A 20,307-nucleotide genomic window follows, 5' to 3' on the forward strand; every position below is an offset into this window, starting at 1 on the left:
TCGAGTATGGCCCCGCCCCCGCCCGGCGCGGCCGCGGTGGCTCAGAGCGACCGCAGGAGCACCGCCGGACGCTCGACGCAGTCGGCCACGTACCGCAGGAAGCCCCCCGCGGTGCCGCCGTCGCAGACGCGGTGGTCGAAGGTGAACGACAGCTGCACGACCTGTCGCACCGCCAACTCCCCGTCGACGACCCATGGCTTCGGTGCTATCCGGCCCACTCCGAGCATCGCGGCCTCGGGGTGGTTGAGGATGGGCGTGGAGCCGTCGACGCCGAACACCCCGTAGTTGTTCAGGGTGAACGTGCCGCCGGTCAGCTCCGCCGGGGCCAGGGAGCCGGTGCGCGCGGCCTCGGTGAGCCGGCCGATCTCTTCGGACAGCTCGGCCGCGTTGCGCAGGTGGGCGTCCCGGACGACGGGGACGACGAGCCCGCGGTCGGTCTGCGCGGCGAACCCCAGGTGCACCCCGGACAGGCGCACGATCTCCCGGGCTTCGGTGTCCACGGTGGCGTTGAGCTCGGGGTATTCGGCCAGGGCCGCTGTGCAGATCCGGGCCAGGACGGCGAGGAGCGACACCTTGGGGTCCCCGGCGGCGTTCATCGCCCGGCGGGCGGCCAGCAGCTCCGTGGCGTCGGCGTCGACCCAGCAGGTCGCGTCCGGGATCTCCCGGCGGCTCCTGCTCAGCTTCTCCGCGACCGCGCCCCGCACGCCGCGCAGCGGTATGCGCCGGGCCGCCCCGGCGTCCTGAAGGCCGCCGCGCCCCGGGGCGGGCTCCGCCGCGCGGTGCTCGGCGGGGGCGGTGGCCCGCTCGACGTCGGCCCGGGTGATCAGCCCGTCCGGGCCGCTGCCGCGTACCTCGGCGAGGTCGAGCCCGCGCTCGCGGGCGAGCCTGCGGACGAGGGGGGAGATCACCGCCCTGGTGGCGGGGTCTGGAACGGGGGCGGGGGCGGGCGGTGGGACCGCGGGGCCGCCGGCGGGGGTGCGGATCCGCCGGCGCCGGGCGGCGGGGGCCTGGGTGCCGTAGCCGACCAGGACGTTCCCCGAGCCTTCCGCGCCGCGGCCTTCAGGGGCCCCCGAGGTGCTGTCCTTCGCGTGCGGGGCGGCGGCGCCCGCCGGCAGCGGCTCGCCGACCGCGACGGTCAGCAGCGGCGCCCCCACGGGCAGCTCCGATCCTTCCTCCCCGAAGCGGGCCGTCACCACGCCCCCGTAGGGGCAGGGCACTTCGACCATGGCCTTGGCCGTCTCGACCTCCACGACCGGCTGGTCGACGACGACCACGTCACCGACCTTCACCAGCCAGCGGACGACCTCGGCCTCGGTGAGTCCTTCGCCCAGGTCGGGCAGGGTGAATTCCCGTACCTCGGCCATCAGCGCACTCCGTTCCGGGCGTCCGGGGACGTCCATTCCGACTCCCACTGGAGCCGGGCGACCGCATCCAGCACCCGGTCGACGCCGGGCAGATGGTGCTGTTCGAGCATCGGCGGCGGGTAGGGGATGTCGAAGCCGGCGACCCGCAGGACCGGCGCCTCCAGGTGGTGGAAGCACCGCTCGGTGATCCGGGCCGCGATCTCGCCGCCCGGGCCGCCGAAGCCGGTCGACTCGTGGACGACGACAGCCCGGCCGGTACGCCGCACGGACGCGCAGACGGTCTCCTCGTCGAAGGGCACGAGCGATCTGAGGTCGACGACTTCGAGATCCCAGCCCTCCGCGGTGGCCGCCTCGGCGGCCTCCATGCAGACGGGCAGGGACGGCCCGTAGGTGATGAGCGTCGCGGACGTGCCCGCCCGGCGGACCACGGCGTTGCCTATGCCCGGTACCGGCTCGGGCCGTTCGAGGTCCCAGTCGGCCTTGGACCAGTACAGGCGCTTGGGCTCCAGGAAGACCACGGGGTCGTCGGAGGCGATGGCGGCGCGCAGCAGCCCGTAGGCGTCGGCGACGGTCGCCGGGGCGACGACGTGGAGCCCGGGCGTGGCCATGTAGTACGCCTCGGAGGAGTCGCTGTGGTGCTCGACGCCGCCGATTCCGCCCCCGTACGGCACCCGCACGGTGATGGGCATCGGCATGGCCCCGCGGGTGCGGTTGCGCATGCGGGAGACGTGGCTGAGGAGCTGCTCGAAGGCGGGGTAGGCGAAGGCGTCGAACTGCATCTCCACGACCGGCCGCAGCCCGTACATGGCCATGCCCACGGCAGCGCCGAGGATGCCCGCCTCGGCCAGCGGGGTGTCCGTGCAGCGGTCCTCGCCGAACTCCTTGGCCAGGCCGTCGGTGACGCGGAAGACGCCGCCGAGGGCGCCGACGTCCTCGCCGAGGACGTGGACGGAGGGGTCCTCGGCCATGGCGTCGCGCATCGCGCGGCCCAGCGCCTGTGCCATCGACACGGGTTTGTGGCCGGCCCTGACAGCCGCGGTGGTCATCGCTGTGTCCCTTCCTGAACGCCCGGGTGGCCTTCCCCGGCCGCTTCGAGCTCGTCGCGCAGACGCTGTGCCTGCTCCCGCAGCTGTGCGGTCTGCTCGGCGTAGACGTGGGTGAAGAGGTCCATCGGGTCGAGCGCGGGGTCCTGGTTCATCCGCTCGCGCAGATCGGCGGCCATCCGCTCGGCGGCGTCCCGCTCGGCCTGTATGGCGTCCTCGTCCAGCAGCTTCCTGCCGGTCAGTTCTCGTTCGAGGAGGTCGATGGGGTCGTGGGCCCGCCAGGTCTCGACCTCGGAGTCGGAGCGGTAGCGGGTGGCGTCGTCGGCGTTGGTGTGGGCCTCGATGCGGTAGGTGACGGCCTCGACCAGCGTGGGCCCGCCACCGCCGCGGGCCCGCCGCACCGCCTCGGAGAGCACCTGGTGGACCGCGGCGACGTCGTTGCCGTCGACCAGCCGGCCGGGCATGCCGTACCCGACGGCCTTGTGGGCGAGGGAGGGCGCGGCGGTCTGCTTGGCCAGGGGCACGGAGATCGCGAAGCCGTTGTTCTGCACGAAGAAGACGACCGGGGCCTGCCAGACCGCGGCGAAGTTCAGCGCCTCGTGGAAGTCGCCCTCGCTGGTGCCGCCGTCACCGACCATGGCGAGGGCCACCACGTCGTCCCCCTTGAGGCGCGCGGCGTGGGCGAGCCCGACGGCGTGCGGGAGCTGGGTGGCCAGGGGGGTGCACAGCGGTGCGACGCGGTGCTCGTGCGGGTCGTAGCCGGTGTGCCAGTCGCCCCGCAGGAGCGTCAGGGCCTGCACGGGGTCGAGGCCGCGGGCGACGGCCGCGAGGGTGTCGCGGTAGCTGGGGAAGAGCCAGTCCCGCTCCTCCAGGGCGAGGGCGGCGGCGACCTCGCACGCCTCCTGCCCGGTGGACGAGGGGTACACGGCCAGCCGGCCCTGGCGGGTGAGCGCGGTGGCCTGCGTGTTGTACCGGCGGCCGCGGACGAGCTGGCCGTACAGCCGCTTCAGCAGCTCGGGGTCGAAGCCGTCCACCGCGTCGGTGCCCAGGAGGCGGAAGGGCTCCGCGTCGGGCAGCAGCGGCGCGGGGTCGGTGCGGGGCCGCCAGGCAGGGGGCGGGGTGGGCCGGTACGAGCCGGGCTGCTCCAGGACCGTCATGACGAGCACCTCCTTCGGGAACGGGCTTGACCGGTCGCACGGCGGATCGACGCCGCGCGCCCTCCCTACCGATTGTTCGGTCGTCGGCACATTTTGGCTACATGCGGCCCGAGCCTGTGGACAAACGGTTCTCCACAGCCTGAGATATGGACAGGGCGTCCATGAGGGGGAGGCGGGGCGGTATGCCGGACGAACAGATGGCCTTGTCAGGCGCCAAGGCGCCCGCACGGCAGCTCGACGACATCGACCGCTCCATCCTGCGCATGCTGCTGTCCGACGGGCGCGCCTCGATACGGTCCGTCGCCGAGCGGGTGCACGTCTCGCGCGCCAACGCCTACGCCCGGATCAACCGCCTCATCGACGACGGCGTCATCCGGGGCTTCAGCGCCCGGGTGGACCAGGAACGGGCAGGCCAGAGCGCCTCGGCGTACATCACGCTGAAGATCGTCCAGAACTCCTGGCGCACGGTCCGGGAAAAGCTCCAGGCCCTGCCCGGCGCCGCGCACATCGCCTTGGTCAGCGGGGATTTCGATGTGCTGCTGCTCGTGCACACCAAGGACAACCGCGCCCTGCGCGAGCTGGTGCTCACCCGCATCCAGGCCATGGACGAGGTTCTGAGCACCCGCACCCTGCTGGTTTTCGAGGAGACGGACCTCCAGGAAGGGACGCAGTAGCGGTACGCACCGGCCGTCCAGGCCGGCCCGTACCGCCGACTGACCCTACGTACGCAGCCCGGCGAAGGCCGTGCGGACCACGGCGTCGGCCACCTCGCCGCTGGTCACCGCGCCGCTGCGCTCGGGCCGGTACCACTCCACCACGGAGTTGATCATTCCGAAGAGCAGCCGGGTGGCCAGCCGCGCGTCGACGTCCGCGCGGAGGTCGCCGTCGGCCGCGGCCTGCTTGAGCAGCGCGGCGACCTGGTGGTCGAACTCGCGCCGGCGCTCCATGGCCCAGCGCTCGGTGTCCGTGTTGCCCCGGACGCGCAGCAGCAGCGTCACGTAGGGCAGCTCGGCCATCAGGACTTCCACGGTGCGGCGGGTGACGTGCTCCAGCCGTTCGACCGCCCGCCCCTCGACGGCCCGGGGCTCGTCCAGGACGGCGAAGAGCTCGTCCAGCGCGCGGCTTATCGCGAGCCGCAGCAGCTCTTCCTTGCCCTTCACATGGTGGTAGATGGAGGACTTGGAGATCCCGGCCGCCTTGGAGAGGTGCTCCATGGACGTGCCGTCGTAGCCCCGCTCGTTGAACACCTCGACGGCGACCGCGAGCAGCGATTCGGGCGTGTAGGTGTCGCGCTTGGCCATGGTCATGATTACAACACCTGCCGTCCGGTGTCCGCACGGCGCCTCAGCGCCCAGGACGGCGCGTAGCGGCCGCCGGGCAGCTGGTGGTGCAGGGTGTCCAGGAGCTCCCACAGCCACCGCGCGCCGAGGCGCTCGGCCCATTCCAGCGGGCCGCCGGGGTAGTTCACCCCCAGGCGCATGGCTTTGTCGACGTCTTCGGGGCTCGCCACGCCGCGGGCGGCGGCGTCGGCCGCGAAGTCCACGATCATGGCGACGGTCCGCGCGACGATCATGCCGGGGACGTCGTCGACGACGCTGACCCGCTTGCCGAGCGCCTGGAAGAGACCGGCGGCCTCCCGTATGTCCTCGGGGGAAGCGGTGGCGGAGGGCGCGAGGGCGATCCGGGTCGCGGCCCGGTAGTCGAGCGAGAGGTCGAACAGGATGAGCCGCTCACCGGCAGGGTGGCCGGTGGCGGGGTGGCCCGTGGTCAGGGCCAGGCAGGCGCCCCCGGGCAGCCGGACGGCCCCCTCGGGCATCCCTTCGGTGCCGACGTGGGTGACGGCGATGCCCGCCTCTTCGATCAGGTCCCGCAGGACGGCGGCGGGGGCGGGCAGCCGCGCGGGGAGGGAGACGGCCTTCGGCGGCTCGCACGCCTGGCTCGTGTGCGGCTCGGGCCGGGTGGCGCTCTCGCGGTGGTCGTACCAGCCCCGCCCGCTCTTGCGCCCCAGGAGTCCGGCTTCCACCAGCCGCCGCTGCGCGAGCGAGGGCCTGAACTTCGGGTCGTGGAAGAAAGACTCGTAAACCGAACGGGTGACGGCTTCGTTCACGTCCTGGCCGATGAGATCGGTCAGCTCGAAGGGGCCCATGGCGAAGCCCCCGCCCTCGCGCAGGACGGCGTCGAGGGTGGCCGGATCGGCGGCCCGCTCCTCGTGGAGGCGGAAGGCCTCGGCGTAGAAGGGGCGGGCGACCCGGTTGACGATGAAGCCCGGGGTGTCGGCGCAGCGCACCGGCTCCTTGCCCCAGGCGGCCACGGTGCCGTACGCGCGTTCCGCGGCGTCCTCGTCCGTCGCGAAGCCGCGGACGACCTCGACCAGGGGGAGCAGGGGTGCGGGGTTGAAGAAGTGCAGCCCGACGAAGCGGCCGGGCAGGCGCAGGGCCCCGGCGACGGCGGTCACCGAGAGGGAGGAGGTGTTGGTGGCGAGCAGGCAGTCGTCCGGGACGATGGATTCCAGCTCGGCGAAAATCTTCTGCTTGGCGCCGAGTTCCTCCACGATCGCCTCGATGACGAGCGCGGAGTCGGCGAGTTCGGCCGGGCGGGCGGCGGGGCGCAGGCGCGCTCGGGCCGCGTCCCGGCCGGCGGCGGTGAGCCTGCCCTTTTCCACGAGGCGGTCGAGGCGGGCGGTGATCGCCTGCGCGCCGCGGGCGGCCTGGCCCTCCACCGCGTCGTACAGCCGTACGGGATGCCCGGCGGCCAGGGCGACCTGCGCGATTCCCTGCCCCATGGTGCCGGCGCCGACGACGGCGACGGTGCGGGCCCGCTCGATTGCGGTCATGGCGGTGATCCTCCCCGATGAGTTGTCCACAGGTTCGCCGGGCCCTCTTGTCCCGACCGATCGTTCGGTTACTGTATCCATCGGGGGACGCTCTCGGGCCCTCGCAGTCTGTCGTCCCAGCAATCCCACACAACAATCGCCTTAACCGAGCCCAGCTCGACAAGGAGTTGGTCAGCCGTGACCGCCGGACTCACCACCGCCCAGTTGATCGAGAAGCACCGCCCCACCCTCGACCAGGCCCTGGACGCCATCCGTACCCGCGCCTACTGGTCCCCCTACCCCGAGCACCCGAAGGCGTACGGGGCGGAGGGCACCGGCAGTCTGAGCGCGGCCGAGGGGCAGGCCGCCTTCGAGGCGCTGCGCGGCAAGCGCTTCGAGCTGGACCAGCCGGGCAACGACGGCTGGGTGGGCGCCGAAGTGTCCCCGTTCGGGCCGGAGCTGGGGATCGAGTACCCGCACGCCGGCATCGGGGCCCTGCTGCCGGCCATGCGCGCGGCGATGCCGGAGTGGCGCGAGGTGGGCGCCGAAGCGCGCGCCGCGGTCTGTCTGGAGATCCTCGCCCGGATCAACGCCCGTACGCACGAGTTCGCGCACGCGGTCATGCACACCAGCGGCCAGGCGTTCATGATGGCCTTCCAGGCCGGCGGGGCCCACGCCCAGGACCGCGGTCTGGAGGCGGTCGCCTACGCCTTCGCCGAGCAGGAGCGCACTCCGGTGTCGGCCGAGTGGTCCAAGCCGCAGGGCAAGCGCGATCCGCTGGAGCTGCGCAAGGAGTTCACTCCCGTGCCGCGCGGCGTCTCGCTGCTGATCGGCTGCAACACCTTCCCGACGTGGAACGGCTACCCGGGCCTGTTCGCCTCCCTCGCCACCGGCAACGCCGTCCTGGTCAAGCCGCACCCGCGCGCGGTGCTGCCGCTGGCCCTGACCGTCCGGATCGCCCGCGAGGTGCTGAGCGCGTCGGGCTTCTCCCCCGACCTGGTCGCGCTGGCCGCCGAGCGGGACGGCGAGGGCATCGCCAAGACCCTGGCCGTGCGCCCGGAAATCCGCATCGTGGACTACACCGGGTCCACCGCGTTCGGAGACTGGCTGGAGGCCAACGCCCGCCAGGCACAGGTCTTCACCGAGAAGGCCGGCGTCAACACCGTGGTCATCGATTCCACCGGCGACTACAAGGGCATGCTGGGCAACCTCGCCTTCTCCCTGTCGCTCTACAGCGGGCAGATGTGCACCACCCCGCAGAACTTCCTCATCCCCCGCGGCGGCATCACCACCGACGCCGGTCCCAAGTCGTACGACGAGGTGGTGGCCGATCTGGCCGCCGCGGTCGAGAGCCTGCTGGGCGACGACGCCCGGGCGAACGCCCTGCTGGGAGCCATCGTCAACGACCAGGTCAAGGAGCGCATCGACGCCGCCGCGCAGCTCGGCGAGGTCGCGCTCGCCTCCCGCGCGGTGACCAACCCCGATTTCCCCGGGGCCACGGTCCGCACGCCCGTGATCGTGAAGCTGGACGGCGCCAAGCCCGACGCCGAGGCCGCGTACCTCTCCGAGTGCTTCGGTCCGGTGGCCTTCGCCGTCGCCGTCGACTCGGCCGCCGACGCGGTGGAGCTGCTGCGCCGCACGGTGCGGGAGAAGGGCGCGATGACCGTCGGCGCGTACACCACGTCGCCGGAGGTGGAGCGGCTGGTCGAGGAGGCGTGCTTGGAGGAGTGCGCCCAGCTCTCCCTCAACCTCACGGGCGGGGTGTACGTCAATCAGACGGCCGCCTTCTCCGACTTCCACGGCTCCGGCGGCAACCCCTCGGCCAACGCCGCCCTGTGCGACGGTGCGTTCGTCGCCACCCGCTTCCGCACGGTCGAGGTGCGCCGCCAGGCGTGAGGCCCGGGCCACGGCCCTCCTAGGCCGGGGCCGGCCCGCCCCAGTGGAAGAGCGCCATGGCGACGCTCGTGGCGAGGTTGTAGCTCGACACCTGGGGTCGCATGGGGAGGGCGACCAGCCGGGTCGCCCTTTCCCTCAGGTCGGGGGAGAGACCGTGGCGCTCGGAACCGAAGGCGATCAGGGCATCGTCCGGGAGGGGCACGGACCTGATGTCGTCCCCTTCCGGGTCCAGCGCGTACAGGGGCCCGGGCGGCAGTTCGGTGACGGGGAGGTGCTCGACGGCGGTCGCGTAGTGCAGGCCGGCCCCCGCGCGTACGGCGTTGGGGTGCCAGGGGTCCATGTCGCCGGTGGTGACCACGCCGGTGGCCCCGAATCCGGCCGCGAGCCGGACGACGGCGCCCACGTTGCCGAGGTTGCGGGGGTTGTCCAGGACCACGACGGGCGCCTGCCGGGGCGCCCGGGACAGCGTGTCGAGGTTGGCCCGGCGAACGGGCCGCACCGCCAGCGCGGCCACACCGGTGGGATGGACCTTGGGCAGCAGCTCCCGCAAGGTCTGCGCGGGGATCTCCACCAGGCGCTCCTGGAGCACCCCGGTGAGGTCGTCGGCCAGCCCGGCCGCGAGCGCCAGTGCGGCGCGCTTGTCCGCGGCGACGGCGAGCCGCACGTCCGCGCCGAAGCGCAGGGCGTGTTTCAGGGCGTGGAAACCGTCGAGCAGTACGGCGTCGGGGGCTGTCTCGCCCCACTGCCGCACGGCAGTCGCGGCTTCGTCCTCGGTCATGCCCTCAGCCTACGAGAGTGCGGGTGTCCGCCTCGCCCTCGCGCTGCGCGGGCACCGCTTCCCGGCGGGCGGGCAGCACCTTCTCGCGGGTGCGGCCCACCAGGGAGCCGAGGCGGCGCAGGAAACCGGTGGGCAGGAAGACCGCGTCCGCCACGATCATCGCCAGCGAGAAGAACGGCAGGCCCAGCACGAGGGCGATCCCGAGGTGCTCGATCATCATCACGGCGAGCAGGACGTTCTTGACCCGGCGGTTGAGCAGCGTGAAGGGGAAGGCGACCTGCACGGCCACCGTGCCGTAGGTCAGCAACAGCACGACCAGCCCGTTGGCCGCGAGGGCGTGGGAGAGCTCGGGCCACGGCGAGAAGTAGTCCAGGTGCAGCGGGTAGTAGAGCGCGGTCCCGTCCTGCCAGCGGGAACCCTGGATCTTGTACCAGCCCGCCGTGGCGTAGATCAGACAGACCTCGACCATGATCACCAGCAGGGCCGCGTTGTGCAGCAGGTGGGCGAAGACGTCCAGGACCGTTCGTGGCTCACCGGATGCATAGCGGCACACCAGCCACCACAGGCCCTGGACGAACCACAGACCCCACAGCACGGTCGCCCAGCCGATGCCCGGGAGCGGGCCGTCGGCCGTCCAGGCCGGCCGGGGTTGGCCGGCGCTCTGCGCGAGGACCAGGGCGGCACCGCACAGTGCCCACAGCACGATGCCCGTGAGGTCCCGCCCCGGCTCACCGCCCCGGCGTGCGGCCCGCCGCGCGTCGAGCGACCACACCAGCCCGCACCGGGTGAGAACGGTGTAGAGGGCCATCAGGTGGATGACGTTGTCGCCGCCGTCCCCGAGGAAGACGCTGCGGTTCTGCAGCGAGAGCACCCCGATCATCGACAGCACGGCCATGGTCCGTGTCCGCCACCCGAGCATCAGCAGGAGGCTGCTGACGATCGAGAACGCGTAGACGGTCTCGAACCAGAGGTTGCTGTCGGACCAGATCAGCGCGGTGAAGGCGTGGTTGTCGGCGGTCAGCCGCCGGGCCATCTCCCAGCTCCACGGGCTCTCGGGCCCGTACATCTCATGGCGGTTGGGCCACTCCCGGAGCAGGAAGAACAGCCAGGTGAAAGAGATTCCGATCCGCACGACGGCCGTCTGGTAGCGGCCGAGGGAGGATCCGGTCACCCGGGCGAGCCCACGGGTGAGCCCGGCGAGCGGGGCGCGAGGGCCGGCGGGAGGCAGAGGCGCGTTCACTGGTTCTTCGCCTCCTTCAGGTCGGCGGCGGTGACCGGCCACCAGCCCAGCACGCGGTACGCCGGTTCGGCACCACCCTTCTCGCCGCTCCAGGGCGGTGGCGCGACCGTGGTGGTCATGGTGCGGACCTGGACGCGCTCCACCTGCCGGCCGTCGTGCTCGGCACCCAGCCGGAAGAGGGCGATGCGCCGGATGTACTGCTCGGAGAGCTCCCCGCGCAGACCGTTGGGCTGCTCCCGGGCATCGTGCGAGCCCGCGTAGAAGTCCCAGGCCCGCCGCACCGCGTTCTGCTGGGTGTGGCTGGGGAGGAGGCTGTGACGTATGGAGTCGCCGTCCTGCGCGGAGAGATCGGTCCAGGGGGTGAGGGTGTACTTCCCGCCGGGACCGAGCAGTTGGGCGCGCGCCTGGACGGCGACGTTCTGCTGGAGCGGATTGGGGGCGAAGAACTTCCAGTTCTGCTCGAACTCCGGGTAGATGTAGTCGCCAATTGCTTCGGCGTGCTGCTTGCTGACCGTGTTCGACGGCGCCACGTGCAGGAACACCATGGCCAGGTGCACGGCGGCGGCCACCGTCACCACCGCGAGGCCCGCGCCGACGGCGATGCGTGAGGGCAGGGACAGCGCCGAAAGCCCCGAGAGGCCCGAGAGCTCCGACAGTCCGGCCGGCCCGGGAGCCCCGGCCCGGCCGACCGGTCCGGCAGCGGCACCGCCCCGCTCGTCGCGCCCGTCATCCGACTCCATACCCCGCCCCGATCCCGCGTTCCGCCTGTACGCCGTCCGCGCGCCGTGCGCGCCGTCCGTTTCCGTGCACCCGAACCGTACCCAGGCCGTCCGGCAGGGCACAGCGCGGCAGGAGTTATCCACAGGCTTGACACCCCCGGAGCCCACAGCGAACATTGAACCGAACGATCGGTCGGTCGGGAGTTCAACAGAGAGGCAGGGGGCTGCCATGACGACGACGGCGCCGGAGACAGGGGCTCATGAAGCGGTGTTCGACGCCGCCCTGGCCGCCGACGAGCGCATCGAGCCACGCGACTGGATGCCCGACGCCTACCGCGCCTCCCTCGTCCGGCAGATAGCGCAGCACGCCCATTCCGAGATCATCGGCATGCAGCCCGAGGCCAACTGGATCACCCGCGCGCCCTCGCTGCGGCGCAAGGCCATCCTGATGGCCAAGGTCCAGGACGAGGCGGGCCACGGCCTGTATCTCTACAGCGCCGCCGAGACCCTGGGCACCGGCCGCGAGGAGCTGCTCGACAAGCTGCACTCCGGCCGCCAGAAGTACTCCTCGATCTTCAATTACCCCACCCTGACCTGGGCTGACGTCGGCGCCATCGGCTGGCTGGTGGACGGCGCGGCCATCACCAACCAAGTGCCGCTCTGCCGCTGTTCGTACGGCCCCTACGCCCGCGCGATGGTCCGCATCTGCAAGGAGGAGTCCTTCCACCAGCGGCAGGGCTACGAGCTGCTGCAGACCCTGAGCCGGGGCACCGAGGCCCAGCACGCCATGGCGCAGGACGCCGTGGACCGGTGGTGGTGGCCCTCGCTGATGATGTTCGGCCCGCCGGATGACGAATCCGCCCATTCGGCCCAGTCCATGGCCTGGAAGATCAAGCGCCACTCCAACGACGAGCTGCGCCAGCGATTCGTCGACATCTGCGTCCCCCAGGCCGCGTCACTCGGCCTGACGCTCCCCGACCCGGACCTCCGGTGGAACGAGGAGCGGGGTCACCACGACTTCGGCGCCATCGACTGGTCCGAGTTCCACGAGGTCCTGCGCGGCAACGGCCCCTGCAACGAAGAGCGGATCAGCCGGCGCAAGCAGGCGCACGAAGAAGGCACATGGGTGCGCGAGGCCGCTGCGGCGTATGCGCGCAAACACAGCGACTCACTTGGGGAGGCAGGGGCATGACCAGCGCTGATTGGCCGCTGTGGGAGGTGTTCGTGCGCAGCAGGCGCGGGCTGTCGCACACCCACGCCGGCAGCCTGCACGCACCGGACGCCGAGATGGCCCTGCGCAATGCGCGGGATCTCTACACCCGGCGCTCCGAAGGCGTCTCCATCTGGGTGGTGCCCTCCAGTGTGGTCACCGCCTCCTCCCCGGACGAGAAGGACCCCTTCTTCGAGCCGGCGGCCGACAAGCCCTACCGCCACCCGACCTTCTACGACATCCCGGAGGGGGTGCGGCACCTGTGAAGCAAGCACCCGCCGACGCCCCCGCCGGCCCCTCCCTCCACACCGCGGCGGCCCTGGCGCTCGGTGACGACGCCCTGGTGCTCTCCCACCGGCTGGGCGAGTGGGCCGGACACGCGCCGGTCCTGGAGGAGGAGGTCGCGCTCGCCAACATCGCGTTGGACCTGCTCGGGCAGGCCCGGTTCCTGCTCTCCCTCGCCGGCGACGAGGACGAGCTGGCCTACCTCCGGGAGGAGCGCGCCTTCCGCAACGTCCAGCTCGTCGAACAGCCCAACGGCGACTTCGCCCGCACCATCGCCCGGCAGCTGTTCTTCTCCACCTATCAGGAGCTGCTGTACGGGCAGCTGGCCGCAGGGGACGGCCCCTTCGCTCCCCTGGCCGCCAAGGCCGTCAAGGAGGTCGCCTACCACCGCGACCACGCCGAGCACTGGACGCTGCGGCTCGGCGACGGCACCGAGGAGAGCCACCGGCGCATGCAGAGCGCCCTGAACGCCCTGTGGCGGTTCACGGACGAGCTGTTCGCACCGGTCGAGGGCCTGGCGAGCGATACGGCGGCGCTCCGCGACGGCTGGCTGACGCTCATCACCAAGACCGTGCGGCAGGCGACCCTGACCCTCCCCACCGGTCCCGGGTCCGACGCGTGGACGGCCGGCGCCGGGCGCCAGGGGATCCACACCGAGCCCTTCGGACGGATGCTCGCCGAGATGCAGCACCTGCACCGCAGCCACCCGGGGGCGTCATGGTGACGACACCGACGCCCCTGGAGGAGGAGCTCCGCGCTCTGGCCGGCGCCGTGCCCGACCCCGAGCTCCCGGTGCTGACGCTGTCCGAGCTCGGCGTGCTGCGCGGGCTCCAGCTCACCGGCCCCGGCCGGGTGGAGGTCGAGCTGACCCCGACCTACACCGGCTGCCCCGCCATAGAGACGATGTCGGCGGACATCGAGCGCGTCCTGCGTGACCACGGCATACCCGAGGTCGAGGTGCGCACGGTCCTCTCCCCGGCCTGGTCCACGGACGACATCTCCGCCGAAGGCCGCGCCAAGCTGGCGGAGTTCGGGGTGGCGCCGCCGCGGCCCGGCGGCCCCGGCGGGCCGGTGCCCGTCTCCCTCGGGATCCGCTGCCCGCACTGCGGCTCCACCGACACCACGCTGCTCAGCCGCTTCTCCTCCACCGCCTGCAAGGCCCTGCGCCGCTGCGAGGCATGCCGCGAACCGTTCGACCACTTCAAGGAGTTGTAGATGGCAGCGGCCCGCCACGGCGCCTTCCACCCCCTGCGGGTGTCGGCCGTCGACCCGCTCACCGACGACGCGGTCGCCGTGACCCTCGCCGTGCCCCCGGAGCTGCGGGAGACCTTCCGCTACGCCCCCGGCCAGCACATCACCGTCCGCCGGACCACCGGCGACGGCGAGATACGCCGTAGCTACTCGCTCTGCGGGCCCGCGCCGGAGCCGGGGAGCAGCGGTCCGGCGGAGCTGAAGGTGGGCGTGCGGCTGGTGGACGGCGGGGTGTTCTCCACTTACGCGCTCAAGGAGCTGGTGGCCGGAGATGTGGTGGAGGTGATGGCTCCGGTCGGCCGGTTCGTCCTGGAGCCCCGCGCGGGGCACTTCGCCGCGATCGTCGGCGGCAGCGGGATCACCCCCGTGCTGTCCATCGCCACGACCCTGCTCTCCCGGTCGCCCGGTGCCCGCTTCTGCCTCATCCGCAGCGACCGCACCACCGCGTCCGCGATGTTCCTGGAGGAGGTCGCCGACATCAAGGACCGCTACCCCGACCGCTTCCAGCTGGTGCACACCCTCTCCCGCGAGGAGCAGCAGGCCGGGCTGGCCTCCGGCCGGCTGGACGAGGAACGGCTGTCCCGGGTGCTGCCCGCGCTGCTGCCCGTGAAGGACATCGACGGCTGGTTCCTGTGCGGCCCGTTCGGTCTGGTGCGGGGGGCCGAGTCGGCGCTGCGCGGCCTGGGGGTGGCCCGTGACCGCGTCCACCAGGAGATCTTCCACATCGCGGCGGCGACGGACGCCGCGCCGACACCGGTGCCGGCCGGGGCGCCCGCACGCAGCACGGTGACGGCGACGCTGGACGGGCGCGGTGGCAGCTGGCCCGTCCAGGAGGGGGAGTCCCTGCTGGAGGCGGTGCTGCGCAACCGCTCCGACGCGCCGTACGCCTGCAAGGGCGGTGTGTGCGGGACGTGCCGGGCGTTCCTGGTCCGGGGCGAGGTGCGGATGGACCGCAATTTCGCCCTGGAGCAGGAGGAGCTGGACGCCGGGTACGTGCTGGCGTGCCAGTCGCATCCGGCCACCGAGGAAGTGGAGCTGGACTTCGACCGCTGACCGACGGGCCGCCCCCGGCTGTTCCCCATTTCCGCAACCTGTTCTACCTTGACGCTCCACCGGTTCCGGCAGCATCGACTCCATCGGCACCACCCGCTCCACCGGCTCCACCGAATCCACCGGCACCACTCGCTCTATCGGCTCCATCGGCTCCACCGGCTCCAGGACGGCAGACCGCGGCGCGCAGGAGGACGGCAGTGGACTTCACCTTCACCGAGGAGCAGGACGCCGCCGTGGAGACGGCCCGGGCGGTCTTCTCAGGCGTCGCCCCCGACGGCGTGCCCAGCCCGGCGCTCTCCCCCGGTGCCGTCGCCGAGGACTTCGACCGTGCCCTGTGGGGGCGGCTCGCCGGTGCCGGGCTGCTGAGCCTGCACACCGCGTCCGAGCACGGGGGCGCGGGCCTGGGGCCCCTCGCCCTGTGCCTGGTGCTGCGCGAGGCCGGGCAGGTCCTGGCCCGCGTACCGCTGCTGGAGTCCGCTGCGGCCACCCTCGTCCTCAGCGCCCATGGCGGCCCGGCCGCGGCCCGGCTGCTCGGCCTGATCGGCCGAGGCGAGCTGGTCGTCACCGCCGCCTCCAGCGGCCGCACCGGCCACGATCCCGCCGAACGCGCCGTCAGCGCCCGCCCGGTGGGCACCGAACAGGCGCCCGGCCCCGGCGGGTGGGTCCTGGACGGGGTGCAGACCGCCGTGCCGTGGGCGGCCACCGCCGACCGCGTACTGCTTCCCGCGCACACCGCCGAGGGCCGGGCGGTCCTCGCGCTGGTCCCCCGCGAGCACCCCGGTGTGGCGCTCGCAAGCCAGGTCTCGACCAGCGGTGAGCGGTACGCGGAAGTCAGCCTCGACTCCGTGCGGGTCACCGGCGAGGAGATGATCACCGCCGACGGGGCCGCGGAGGAGCTGCGCCGACTGCTCACCCTCGGCACCTGCGCCCTGGCGCTCGGGGTGGGCACCGCCGTGTCCCGGCTGACCGGTGCGTACACGAGCAAGCGGGAGCAGTTCGGCTTCCCGATCGCCACGTTCCAGGCCGTCGCCGTACAGGCCGCCGACCGCTACATCGACCTGCGGGCGATGGAGGCGACCCTCTGGCAGGCCGCCTGGCGCCTGGAGTCGGGAGCGAACGGTCCGCTTCCGGTGGACGCCGACCTCGCCGTCGCCAAGATATGGGCCTCGGAGGGCGTTCGCCGCATCGTCCAGACCGCGCAGCACCTGCACGGCGGCTTCGGCGCGGACACCGACTACGCCCTGCACCGGTACCACGCCTGGGCCAAGCAGGTGGAGCTCTCCCTGGGGCCCGCGGCGGCCCACGAGGAGGCGCTGGGGGATCTGCTGGCCGTTCACCCCCTGGGCTGAACGGCCACCGGAGACCCGGCGTTGATCACCGCACCCGAGCCGACGGCAGGGCCGCCCACACGGGAGCCGACGGCGTGCCGCCCGCACCGCACGCCGAAGCTGAACCGCCCAAACTGAACCGCAGAAGCTGAACCGCAGAAGCCCAACCGCCCAAGCTGAACGGTTGAAGCCGGATCGCCGGAGCCCAACCGCCCAAGCTGAACCGCCGAAGCCGGATCGCCGAAGCTAGATCACGGTGCCCGGAGCGCCGTTGCCGTCCACGACGGGGCGGCCCGCGGCCTCCCAGACCTGCATGCCGCCGTCGACGTTCACCGCGTCCAGGCCCTGCTGGACGAGGTAGTTGGTGACCTGCGCCGAGCGTCCGCCGGACCGGCAGATGACGTTGATCCGGGCACCGTCGGGGACCTTCTCCGTCAGCTCGCCGAACCGGGCGACGAAGTCGCTCATCGGGATGTGGAGCGCGCCTTCGGCGTGCCCGGCCGACCACTCGTCGGCCTCACGGACATCGAGCAGGAAGTCGTCGGCCGCGAGCGCGTCGACACCGACCGTGGGAACACCAGAACCGAAATGCATGGCCCCGACGCTACCCGACGAGGGTGCCCAGGTATGCCTCACGCTCGGCGACCTGCGCGCGCAGGCCCTCGGCGATCTCCTCCAGCAGCCCGTCCGGGTCCTCCGGGGCCATCTTGATCATCGAGCCGATCGCGGACTCCTCCAGCTCCGCGGCCAGGGCCGCCAGCAGCTCCTTGCGCCGGGCGAGCCACTCCAGCCGCGCGTACAGCTCCTCGCCGGGGCTCGGCGCGGGCGCCTCGGCCGCCGGCCCCGCCGCCCACTCCGCGGCCAGCTCCCGCAGCAGCGACTCGTCCCCGTCGGCGTACGCGGCGTTGACCCGCACGATGAACTCCTCGCGGCGCACCCGCTCGGTCTCGTCCCGCGCGAGGTCCGGGTGGGCCTTGCGGACGAGCTCGCGGAAGGCCCGCCGGGCCTCGTCGCTGGGCCGCACCCGCTGCGGCGGCCGCACCGGCTTCTCGGTGAGCATCGCCGACGCCTCGGGCGAGAGCCCCTCGGAATCCATCCAGCCGCCGAAGAGCTCCTCGACCCCGGGCATGGGCTGCACGAGCGCCCGCGCCTCCCGGGCCCGCCGCAGGTCCTCGGCGTCCCCGGTACGGGCCGCGACGGCCTCCGCGATCATCGCGTCCAGCTCGTCCAGGCGGGCGTACATCGGGCCGAGCCGCTGGTGGTGCAGCCGGGAGAAGTTCTCCACCTCGACCCGGAACGTCTCCACCGCGATCTCGAACTCGATCAGCGCCTGTTCGGCCGACCGCACGGCCTTCTCCAGCCTGCTGGTGTCCGGCTCCTGGCTGTGCGGGCTCTGCTCGGCTTCCGGATTCATCACCCGCCCAGCGTACGGTTCCCCGCTCCCCGCTCGCACCGAAGGCCCCCACCGCACGCGGCACCCGGAGACCGGCCGGCCGACGCGGTCCGGGAGCAGGCCCGCTCCGCCCGCCCGGATCACGCCTGGCCTGCCTAGACCCCCGTCTCCGCGGCCACCCGCCCGCTCCGCACCGCCGCCACCAGCTCCGCGTGGTCGGCCTCCGTGCGGTCCGCGTAGGTCACCCCGAATGCCGCCACCGCCTCGTCCAGCTGCTCCGCCTTGCCGCAGTACCCCGCTATCAGCCGGGGGTCGGCCGTGTGGGCGTGGGCGCGGGCCAGGAGGGCGCCCGTCATCCGCCCGTAGTCGTCGATCTCGGCCGGGGCGAGGGCGGCCGGGTCGACGCTGCCCTTGCGGTTGCGGAACCGGCGCACCTGGTACGGCCTGCCGGCGACCGACGCCCAGCCGAGCAGTACGTCGCTGACCACCTGCATCCGTTTCTGCCCCAGCACCACGCGCCGCCCCTCATGACCGGCGTCCGGCCCCGCGAATCCGGCCTTCCCGGCGTACGGCAGCAGGGCGGAGGGCCGCGCCTCCTTCACCTGGAGCACCAGGGGCTCGCCCCGGTGGTCCAGCAGCAGCACGACGTACGAGCGCAGCCCCACGCTTCCCGTGCCCACCACCCGGAACGCCACGTCCATCACTTCGTAGCGCGCGAGCAGGGGCAGCTGCTCCTCGGGCAGGGTGCCCAGGTACGCGCCCAGGGCCGTGGCGACCGCCGCCGCCTCGCCGTCCGGCACCCGCCGCAGCACCGGTGGCGCGTCCAGGAACCGCCGGCCTCCGTCGCCGGTCGGCTCCGTGGCCTTGGCGGCGAAGCGCGCGCTGGTGTTGCGCCGGGCCTTCCCGGCGACCCGCTCCAGGGTGCCCAGCAGGTCCCGGGCGTCCGCGTGCGAGACGAGCTGCTCGTCGGCGACGGCGTTCCAGGCGTCGGCCGCCGGCATCCGGGCCAGCAGGCGCATCGTGCGGCGGTAGGCGCCCACCGCGTCCCGCGCGGCCGCCCGGCAGGTGTCCTCATCCGCGCCGGCCTCCCGGCCGGCGAGGACCAGTGACGCGGCGAGCCGTTTGACGTCCCACTCCCACGGCCCGTGGAGGGTCTCGTCGAAGTCGTTCAGGTCGATGACGAGCCCGCCGCGCGCGTCGCCGTAGAGGCCGAAGTTCGCCGCGTGGGCGTCGCCGCATATCTGCGCCCCCACGCCCGTGACGGCCGTGTGCACCAGGTCGTAGCCCATCAGCCCGGCGGAGCCGCGCAGGAAGGCGAAGGGCGAGGCGGCCATCCGCCCGGTGCGCAGCGGCGTCAGCTCGGGCAGCCGCCCCGCCCCGGCTGCCTCGACCGACGCGACGGCCCCGGGCCGGCCGGCGTCGGCCTCCCACTCGGCGTGCGCGGAGCGCGGCACCCGCGCCCGCAGCGCCTTCCCCTCGGCCTTCGGCGAGGCGGGCCCCCCGCCCGCTCCCCGCCCCGGCCCTCCGGCGGAGGCCGGCCGTGCGAACCCCGGTACGTACGGCAGTCGCGACATCGCGCGCCACCTCCCCCTCCGCGTCGCCTGGTCGAAAGGTACCGCCCCCCACTGACAGCGGTCAGACCCCGACGGCCTCCTCCAATTCCTCTTCCTCCTCGTCGGCTTCCACCGGCGCGGCCGCCCCGGTGGACCGGCCGGCCTCGACCGCCCCCGCGATCACGGCGAGCGCGGCACCGGCCACCAGCCACAGCACCAGCCGCCACACGTGCCCGCTCAGCCCGGCGCTGTCGAAGTACACGAGGCTCCGGGTCCCCTCCATGAATCCGGCGCCGTTCCAGAAGGTGTGCAGCGCCGCGAAGAATCCGTTCTGCAACTCGGGCCGGAAGATCCCGCCGGAGCTGGTGAAGTTGAGCATCACGAACAGCACCATCACGCCCAGGGTCGTCCAGCGCTTGAGGAAGGGGTGCAGCCCGATGCCGACGAACAGGATCCCGGCGGAGTAGAGCCAGCCCAGGCCCCACACCCCCCACAGGCCGTGGTCGACCAGGTGGAAGACGGGCCCCGCGAACAGCGCCCCGATCACGCTGACCACCAGCGAGGTGGCGGCGGCGAGCAGCGCGCGCAGCCGCATCGGCAGCACCGCCCCGGCTCCGCCGAGCACCGCGACCGAGGCGTACGAGCCGATGCTGAGCGCGACGAGCAGGAAGAACAGCCCCTGCCCCGTCGGGTCGCCCCCGGCCGTCGGCACGACGTCGCTCACCTCCAGCGGGGCGCCCTGGCGGGCCGCGACCTTCGTGAAGACCTTCTCCACGACCGCGGCACTGGTGTCCGAACCGGCCGAGGCGACCAGCAGCTCGGGCGCCTCGCCGTGGCCGCCGGGAAGGTAGGCGCCGTAGATGTCCTGCCCCTTGAGCCGCTCCACCGCCTCGCCCCGGTCGGCGACGGTGCGGACGGCGAGGTCACCGCCGGCCTTGTCCTCGATCGTCCGCGCCAGGTCCCGGGCGCTCGCCCCCGAGCCGACGACCGCGACCGGCAGGTCGTGCGGTGACGGGTCGGCGAAGGCGCCCAGGTAGGCGAGGCCCATCCCGATGCACATCAGCAGCGGGGTGAGCAGGTGGGTCAGGACGTGACGCAGCGCGGCGGACCGGCCGGGCGCGGAAGCGGAGCTCATGGGGGTCCCTCACAGGGCGAAAGTAGTTGGCTTATACAACTCTTTCTTCAAGTTGTACTGTACAACTACAATCGGAAGAAAGCACGAGGA

Annotated in this window: 20 protein-coding genes; 8 read left to right on the forward strand and 12 right to left on the reverse strand. The window is 72.9% G+C overall.

The genetic code is table 11. The features are described from left to right. Positions 1–41: 41 nt before the first annotated feature. The 3 genes from ABZ951_RS05630 to pdhA are packed head-to-tail and all read right to left on the reverse strand — an operon-like array spanning position 42 to position 3,564. Positions 42–1,364, reverse strand: a complete 1,323-nt coding sequence (locus tag ABZ951_RS05630; RefSeq protein ID WP_344085252.1) for a dihydrolipoamide acetyltransferase family protein — start codon at positions 1,362–1,364, stop codon at positions 42–44. After that, positions 1,364–2,410: an alpha-ketoacid dehydrogenase subunit beta gene (locus tag ABZ951_RS05635; protein WP_344085249.1), complete on the reverse strand. Its 1,047-nt coding sequence runs from the start codon at positions 2,408–2,410 to the stop codon at positions 1,364–1,366. Before ABZ951_RS05635 ends, ABZ951_RS05630 begins: the two co-directional genes overlap by 1 nt. Continuing rightward, positions 2,407–3,564 carry a pyruvate dehydrogenase (acetyl-transferring) E1 component subunit alpha gene (gene pdhA, locus ABZ951_RS05640; protein ID WP_344085246.1) on the reverse strand — a complete coding sequence of 386 codons (1,158 nt, stop codon included), beginning with the start codon at positions 3,562–3,564 and terminating at the stop codon, positions 2,407–2,409. Before pdhA ends, ABZ951_RS05635 begins: the two co-directional genes overlap by 4 nt. 182 nt (positions 3,565–3,746) lie before the next feature. Between pdhA and ABZ951_RS05645 the strand changes: the two genes are divergently transcribed. Further along, positions 3,747–4,238: an Lrp/AsnC family transcriptional regulator gene (locus ABZ951_RS05645; RefSeq protein WP_344085243.1), complete on the forward strand. Its 492-nt coding sequence runs from the start codon at positions 3,747–3,749 to the stop codon at positions 4,236–4,238. Positions 4,239–4,283: 45 nt separating this feature from the next. On the opposite strand, the gene ABZ951_RS05650 is transcribed toward ABZ951_RS05645, so the two are convergent. Together ABZ951_RS05650 and ABZ951_RS05655 are read right to left on the reverse strand one after the other, a co-directional pair. Further along, entirely contained in the window at positions 4,284–4,871 is a 588-nt protein-coding gene (locus ABZ951_RS05650) for a TetR/AcrR family transcriptional regulator (RefSeq protein ID WP_344085240.1), read from the reverse strand. A 2-nt stretch (positions 4,872–4,873) separates the two neighbouring features. Beyond that, positions 4,874–6,397, reverse strand: coding sequence for a 3-hydroxyacyl-CoA dehydrogenase (locus tag ABZ951_RS05655; protein WP_344085237.1), 1,524 nt, complete (start codon positions 6,395–6,397; stop codon positions 4,874–4,876). Positions 6,398–6,574: 177 nt separating this feature from the next. Here ABZ951_RS05655 and paaN point away from each other — a divergent pair, with 177 nt between their 5' ends. Beyond that, positions 6,575–8,272 carry a phenylacetic acid degradation protein PaaN gene (gene paaN, locus ABZ951_RS05660; protein WP_344085234.1) on the forward strand — a complete coding sequence of 566 codons (1,698 nt, stop codon included), beginning with the start codon at positions 6,575–6,577 and terminating at the stop codon, positions 8,270–8,272. A 19-nt stretch (positions 8,273–8,291) separates the two neighbouring features. On the opposite strand, the gene ABZ951_RS05665 is transcribed toward paaN, so the two are convergent. From ABZ951_RS05665 to ABZ951_RS05675, 3 genes are read right to left on the reverse strand one after another with little or no spacing between them, the layout of a single operon-like run. After that, the gene (locus tag ABZ951_RS05665; RefSeq protein ID WP_344085231.1) at positions 8,292–9,050 is read right to left on the reverse strand and encodes a TrmH family RNA methyltransferase; all 759 of its coding nucleotides are present in this window, start codon (positions 9,048–9,050) and stop codon (positions 8,292–8,294) included. Positions 9,051–9,054: 4 nt separating this feature from the next. Continuing rightward, entirely contained in the window at positions 9,055–10,278 is a 1,224-nt protein-coding gene (locus tag ABZ951_RS05670) for an HTTM domain-containing protein (protein WP_344085312.1), read from the reverse strand. A gap of 8 nt (positions 10,279–10,286) precedes the next feature. Next, entirely contained in the window at positions 10,287–11,030 is a 744-nt protein-coding gene (locus ABZ951_RS05675; RefSeq protein ID WP_344085228.1) for a DUF5819 family protein, read from the reverse strand. A 208-nt stretch (positions 11,031–11,238) separates the two neighbouring features. Between ABZ951_RS05675 and paaA the strand changes: the two genes are divergently transcribed. From paaA to ABZ951_RS05705, 6 genes are all read left to right on the forward strand, one after another. Next, positions 11,239–12,201: a 1,2-phenylacetyl-CoA epoxidase subunit PaaA gene (gene paaA / locus ABZ951_RS05680; protein WP_344085225.1), complete on the forward strand. Its 963-nt coding sequence runs from the start codon at positions 11,239–11,241 to the stop codon at positions 12,199–12,201. After that, complete coding sequence (paaB, locus tag ABZ951_RS05685; RefSeq protein WP_344085222.1) at positions 12,198–12,485, forward strand: 1,2-phenylacetyl-CoA epoxidase subunit PaaB; 288 nt, start codon at positions 12,198–12,200, stop codon at positions 12,483–12,485. Before paaA ends, paaB begins: the two co-directional genes overlap by 4 nt. Beyond that, on the forward strand, positions 12,482–13,228 hold the full coding sequence (paaC, locus tag ABZ951_RS05690) for a 1,2-phenylacetyl-CoA epoxidase subunit PaaC (protein WP_344085219.1): 747 nt from the start codon (positions 12,482–12,484) through the stop codon (positions 13,226–13,228). The genes paaB and paaC overlap by 4 nt, the downstream gene beginning before the upstream one ends. Then, the gene (gene paaD / locus ABZ951_RS05695; RefSeq protein ID WP_344085216.1) at positions 13,222–13,719 is read left to right on the forward strand and encodes a 1,2-phenylacetyl-CoA epoxidase subunit PaaD; all 498 of its coding nucleotides are present in this window, start codon (positions 13,222–13,224) and stop codon (positions 13,717–13,719) included. Before paaC ends, paaD begins: the two co-directional genes overlap by 7 nt. Then, complete coding sequence (locus ABZ951_RS05700) at positions 13,720–14,808, forward strand: 2Fe-2S iron-sulfur cluster-binding protein (RefSeq protein ID WP_344085213.1); 1,089 nt, start codon at positions 13,720–13,722, stop codon at positions 14,806–14,808. 197 nt (positions 14,809–15,005) lie between these two features. Then, positions 15,006–16,157 carry an acyl-CoA dehydrogenase family protein gene (locus tag ABZ951_RS05705; protein WP_344085208.1) on the forward strand — a complete coding sequence of 384 codons (1,152 nt, stop codon included), beginning with the start codon at positions 15,006–15,008 and terminating at the stop codon, positions 16,155–16,157. A 225-nt stretch (positions 16,158–16,382) separates the two neighbouring features. On the opposite strand, the gene ABZ951_RS05710 is transcribed toward ABZ951_RS05705, so the two are convergent. The 4 genes from ABZ951_RS05710 to ABZ951_RS05725 form a co-directional block, all read right to left on the reverse strand. Continuing rightward, entirely contained in the window at positions 16,383–16,730 is a 348-nt protein-coding gene (locus tag ABZ951_RS05710; protein WP_344085206.1) for a rhodanese-like domain-containing protein, read from the reverse strand. Positions 16,731–16,740: 10 nt separating this feature from the next. Next, positions 16,741–17,550, reverse strand: a complete 810-nt coding sequence (locus ABZ951_RS05715; protein WP_344085309.1) for a hypothetical protein — start codon at positions 17,548–17,550, stop codon at positions 16,741–16,743. 134 nt (positions 17,551–17,684) lie between these two features. Continuing rightward, entirely contained in the window at positions 17,685–19,103 is a 1,419-nt protein-coding gene (locus ABZ951_RS05720) for a DUF2252 domain-containing protein (RefSeq protein WP_344085203.1), read from the reverse strand. Between the two features lie 61 nt (positions 19,104–19,164). Next, positions 19,165–20,217, reverse strand: coding sequence for a hypothetical protein (locus tag ABZ951_RS05725; RefSeq protein WP_344085200.1), 1,053 nt, complete (start codon positions 20,215–20,217; stop codon positions 19,165–19,167). Positions 20,218–20,307 lie beyond the last annotated feature (90 nt).

It is taken from the genome of Streptomyces sp. NPDC046215, assembly GCF_040646215.1.
Taxonomy (GTDB): Bacteria; Actinomycetota; Actinomycetes; order Streptomycetales; family Streptomycetaceae; genus Streptomyces; species Streptomyces stramineus.

Excerpts from the sequence above, each read along its gene's own strand:
- ABZ951_RS05710 (WP_344085206.1), bottom strand. The coding sequence starts at position 16,730 with ATGCATTTCGGTTCTGGTGTTCCCACGGTCGGTGTCGACGCGCTCGCG.
- ABZ951_RS05700 (WP_344085213.1), top strand. The coding sequence starts at position 13,720 with ATGGCAGCGGCCCGCCACGGCGCCTTCCACCCCCTGCGGGTGTCGGCC.
- ABZ951_RS05665 (WP_344085231.1), bottom strand. The coding sequence starts at position 9,050 with ATGACCGAGGACGAAGCCGCGACTGCCGTGCGGCAGTGGGGCGAGACA.
- ABZ951_RS05715 (WP_344085309.1), bottom strand. The coding sequence starts at position 17,550 with ATGAATCCGGAAGCCGAGCAGAGCCCGCACAGCCAGGAGCCGGACACC.
- ABZ951_RS05635 (WP_344085249.1), bottom strand. The coding sequence starts at position 2,410 with ATGACCACCGCGGCTGTCAGGGCCGGCCACAAACCCGTGTCGATGGCA.
- ABZ951_RS05720 (WP_344085203.1), bottom strand. The coding sequence starts at position 19,103 with ATGTCGCGACTGCCGTACGTACCGGGGTTCGCACGGCCGGCCTCCGCC.
- paaA (WP_344085225.1), top strand. The coding sequence starts at position 11,239 with ATGACGACGACGGCGCCGGAGACAGGGGCTCATGAAGCGGTGTTCGAC.
- ABZ951_RS05725 (WP_344085200.1), bottom strand. The coding sequence starts at position 20,217 with ATGAGCTCCGCTTCCGCGCCCGGCCGGTCCGCCGCGCTGCGTCACGTC.
- ABZ951_RS05650 (WP_344085240.1), bottom strand. The coding sequence starts at position 4,871 with ATGACCATGGCCAAGCGCGACACCTACACGCCCGAATCGCTGCTCGCG.
- pdhA (WP_344085246.1), bottom strand. The coding sequence starts at position 3,564 with ATGACGGTCCTGGAGCAGCCCGGCTCGTACCGGCCCACCCCGCCCCCT.
- ABZ951_RS05630 (WP_344085252.1), bottom strand. The coding sequence starts at position 1,364 with ATGGCCGAGGTACGGGAATTCACCCTGCCCGACCTGGGCGAAGGACTC.
- ABZ951_RS05675 (WP_344085228.1), bottom strand. The coding sequence starts at position 11,030 with ATGGAGTCGGATGACGGGCGCGACGAGCGGGGCGGTGCCGCTGCCGGA.
- ABZ951_RS05655 (WP_344085237.1), bottom strand. The coding sequence starts at position 6,397 with ATGACCGCAATCGAGCGGGCCCGCACCGTCGCCGTCGTCGGCGCCGGC.
- paaD (WP_344085216.1), top strand. The coding sequence starts at position 13,222 with ATGGTGACGACACCGACGCCCCTGGAGGAGGAGCTCCGCGCTCTGGCC.
- ABZ951_RS05645 (WP_344085243.1), top strand. The coding sequence starts at position 3,747 with ATGCCGGACGAACAGATGGCCTTGTCAGGCGCCAAGGCGCCCGCACGG.
- paaB (WP_344085222.1), top strand. The coding sequence starts at position 12,198 with ATGACCAGCGCTGATTGGCCGCTGTGGGAGGTGTTCGTGCGCAGCAGG.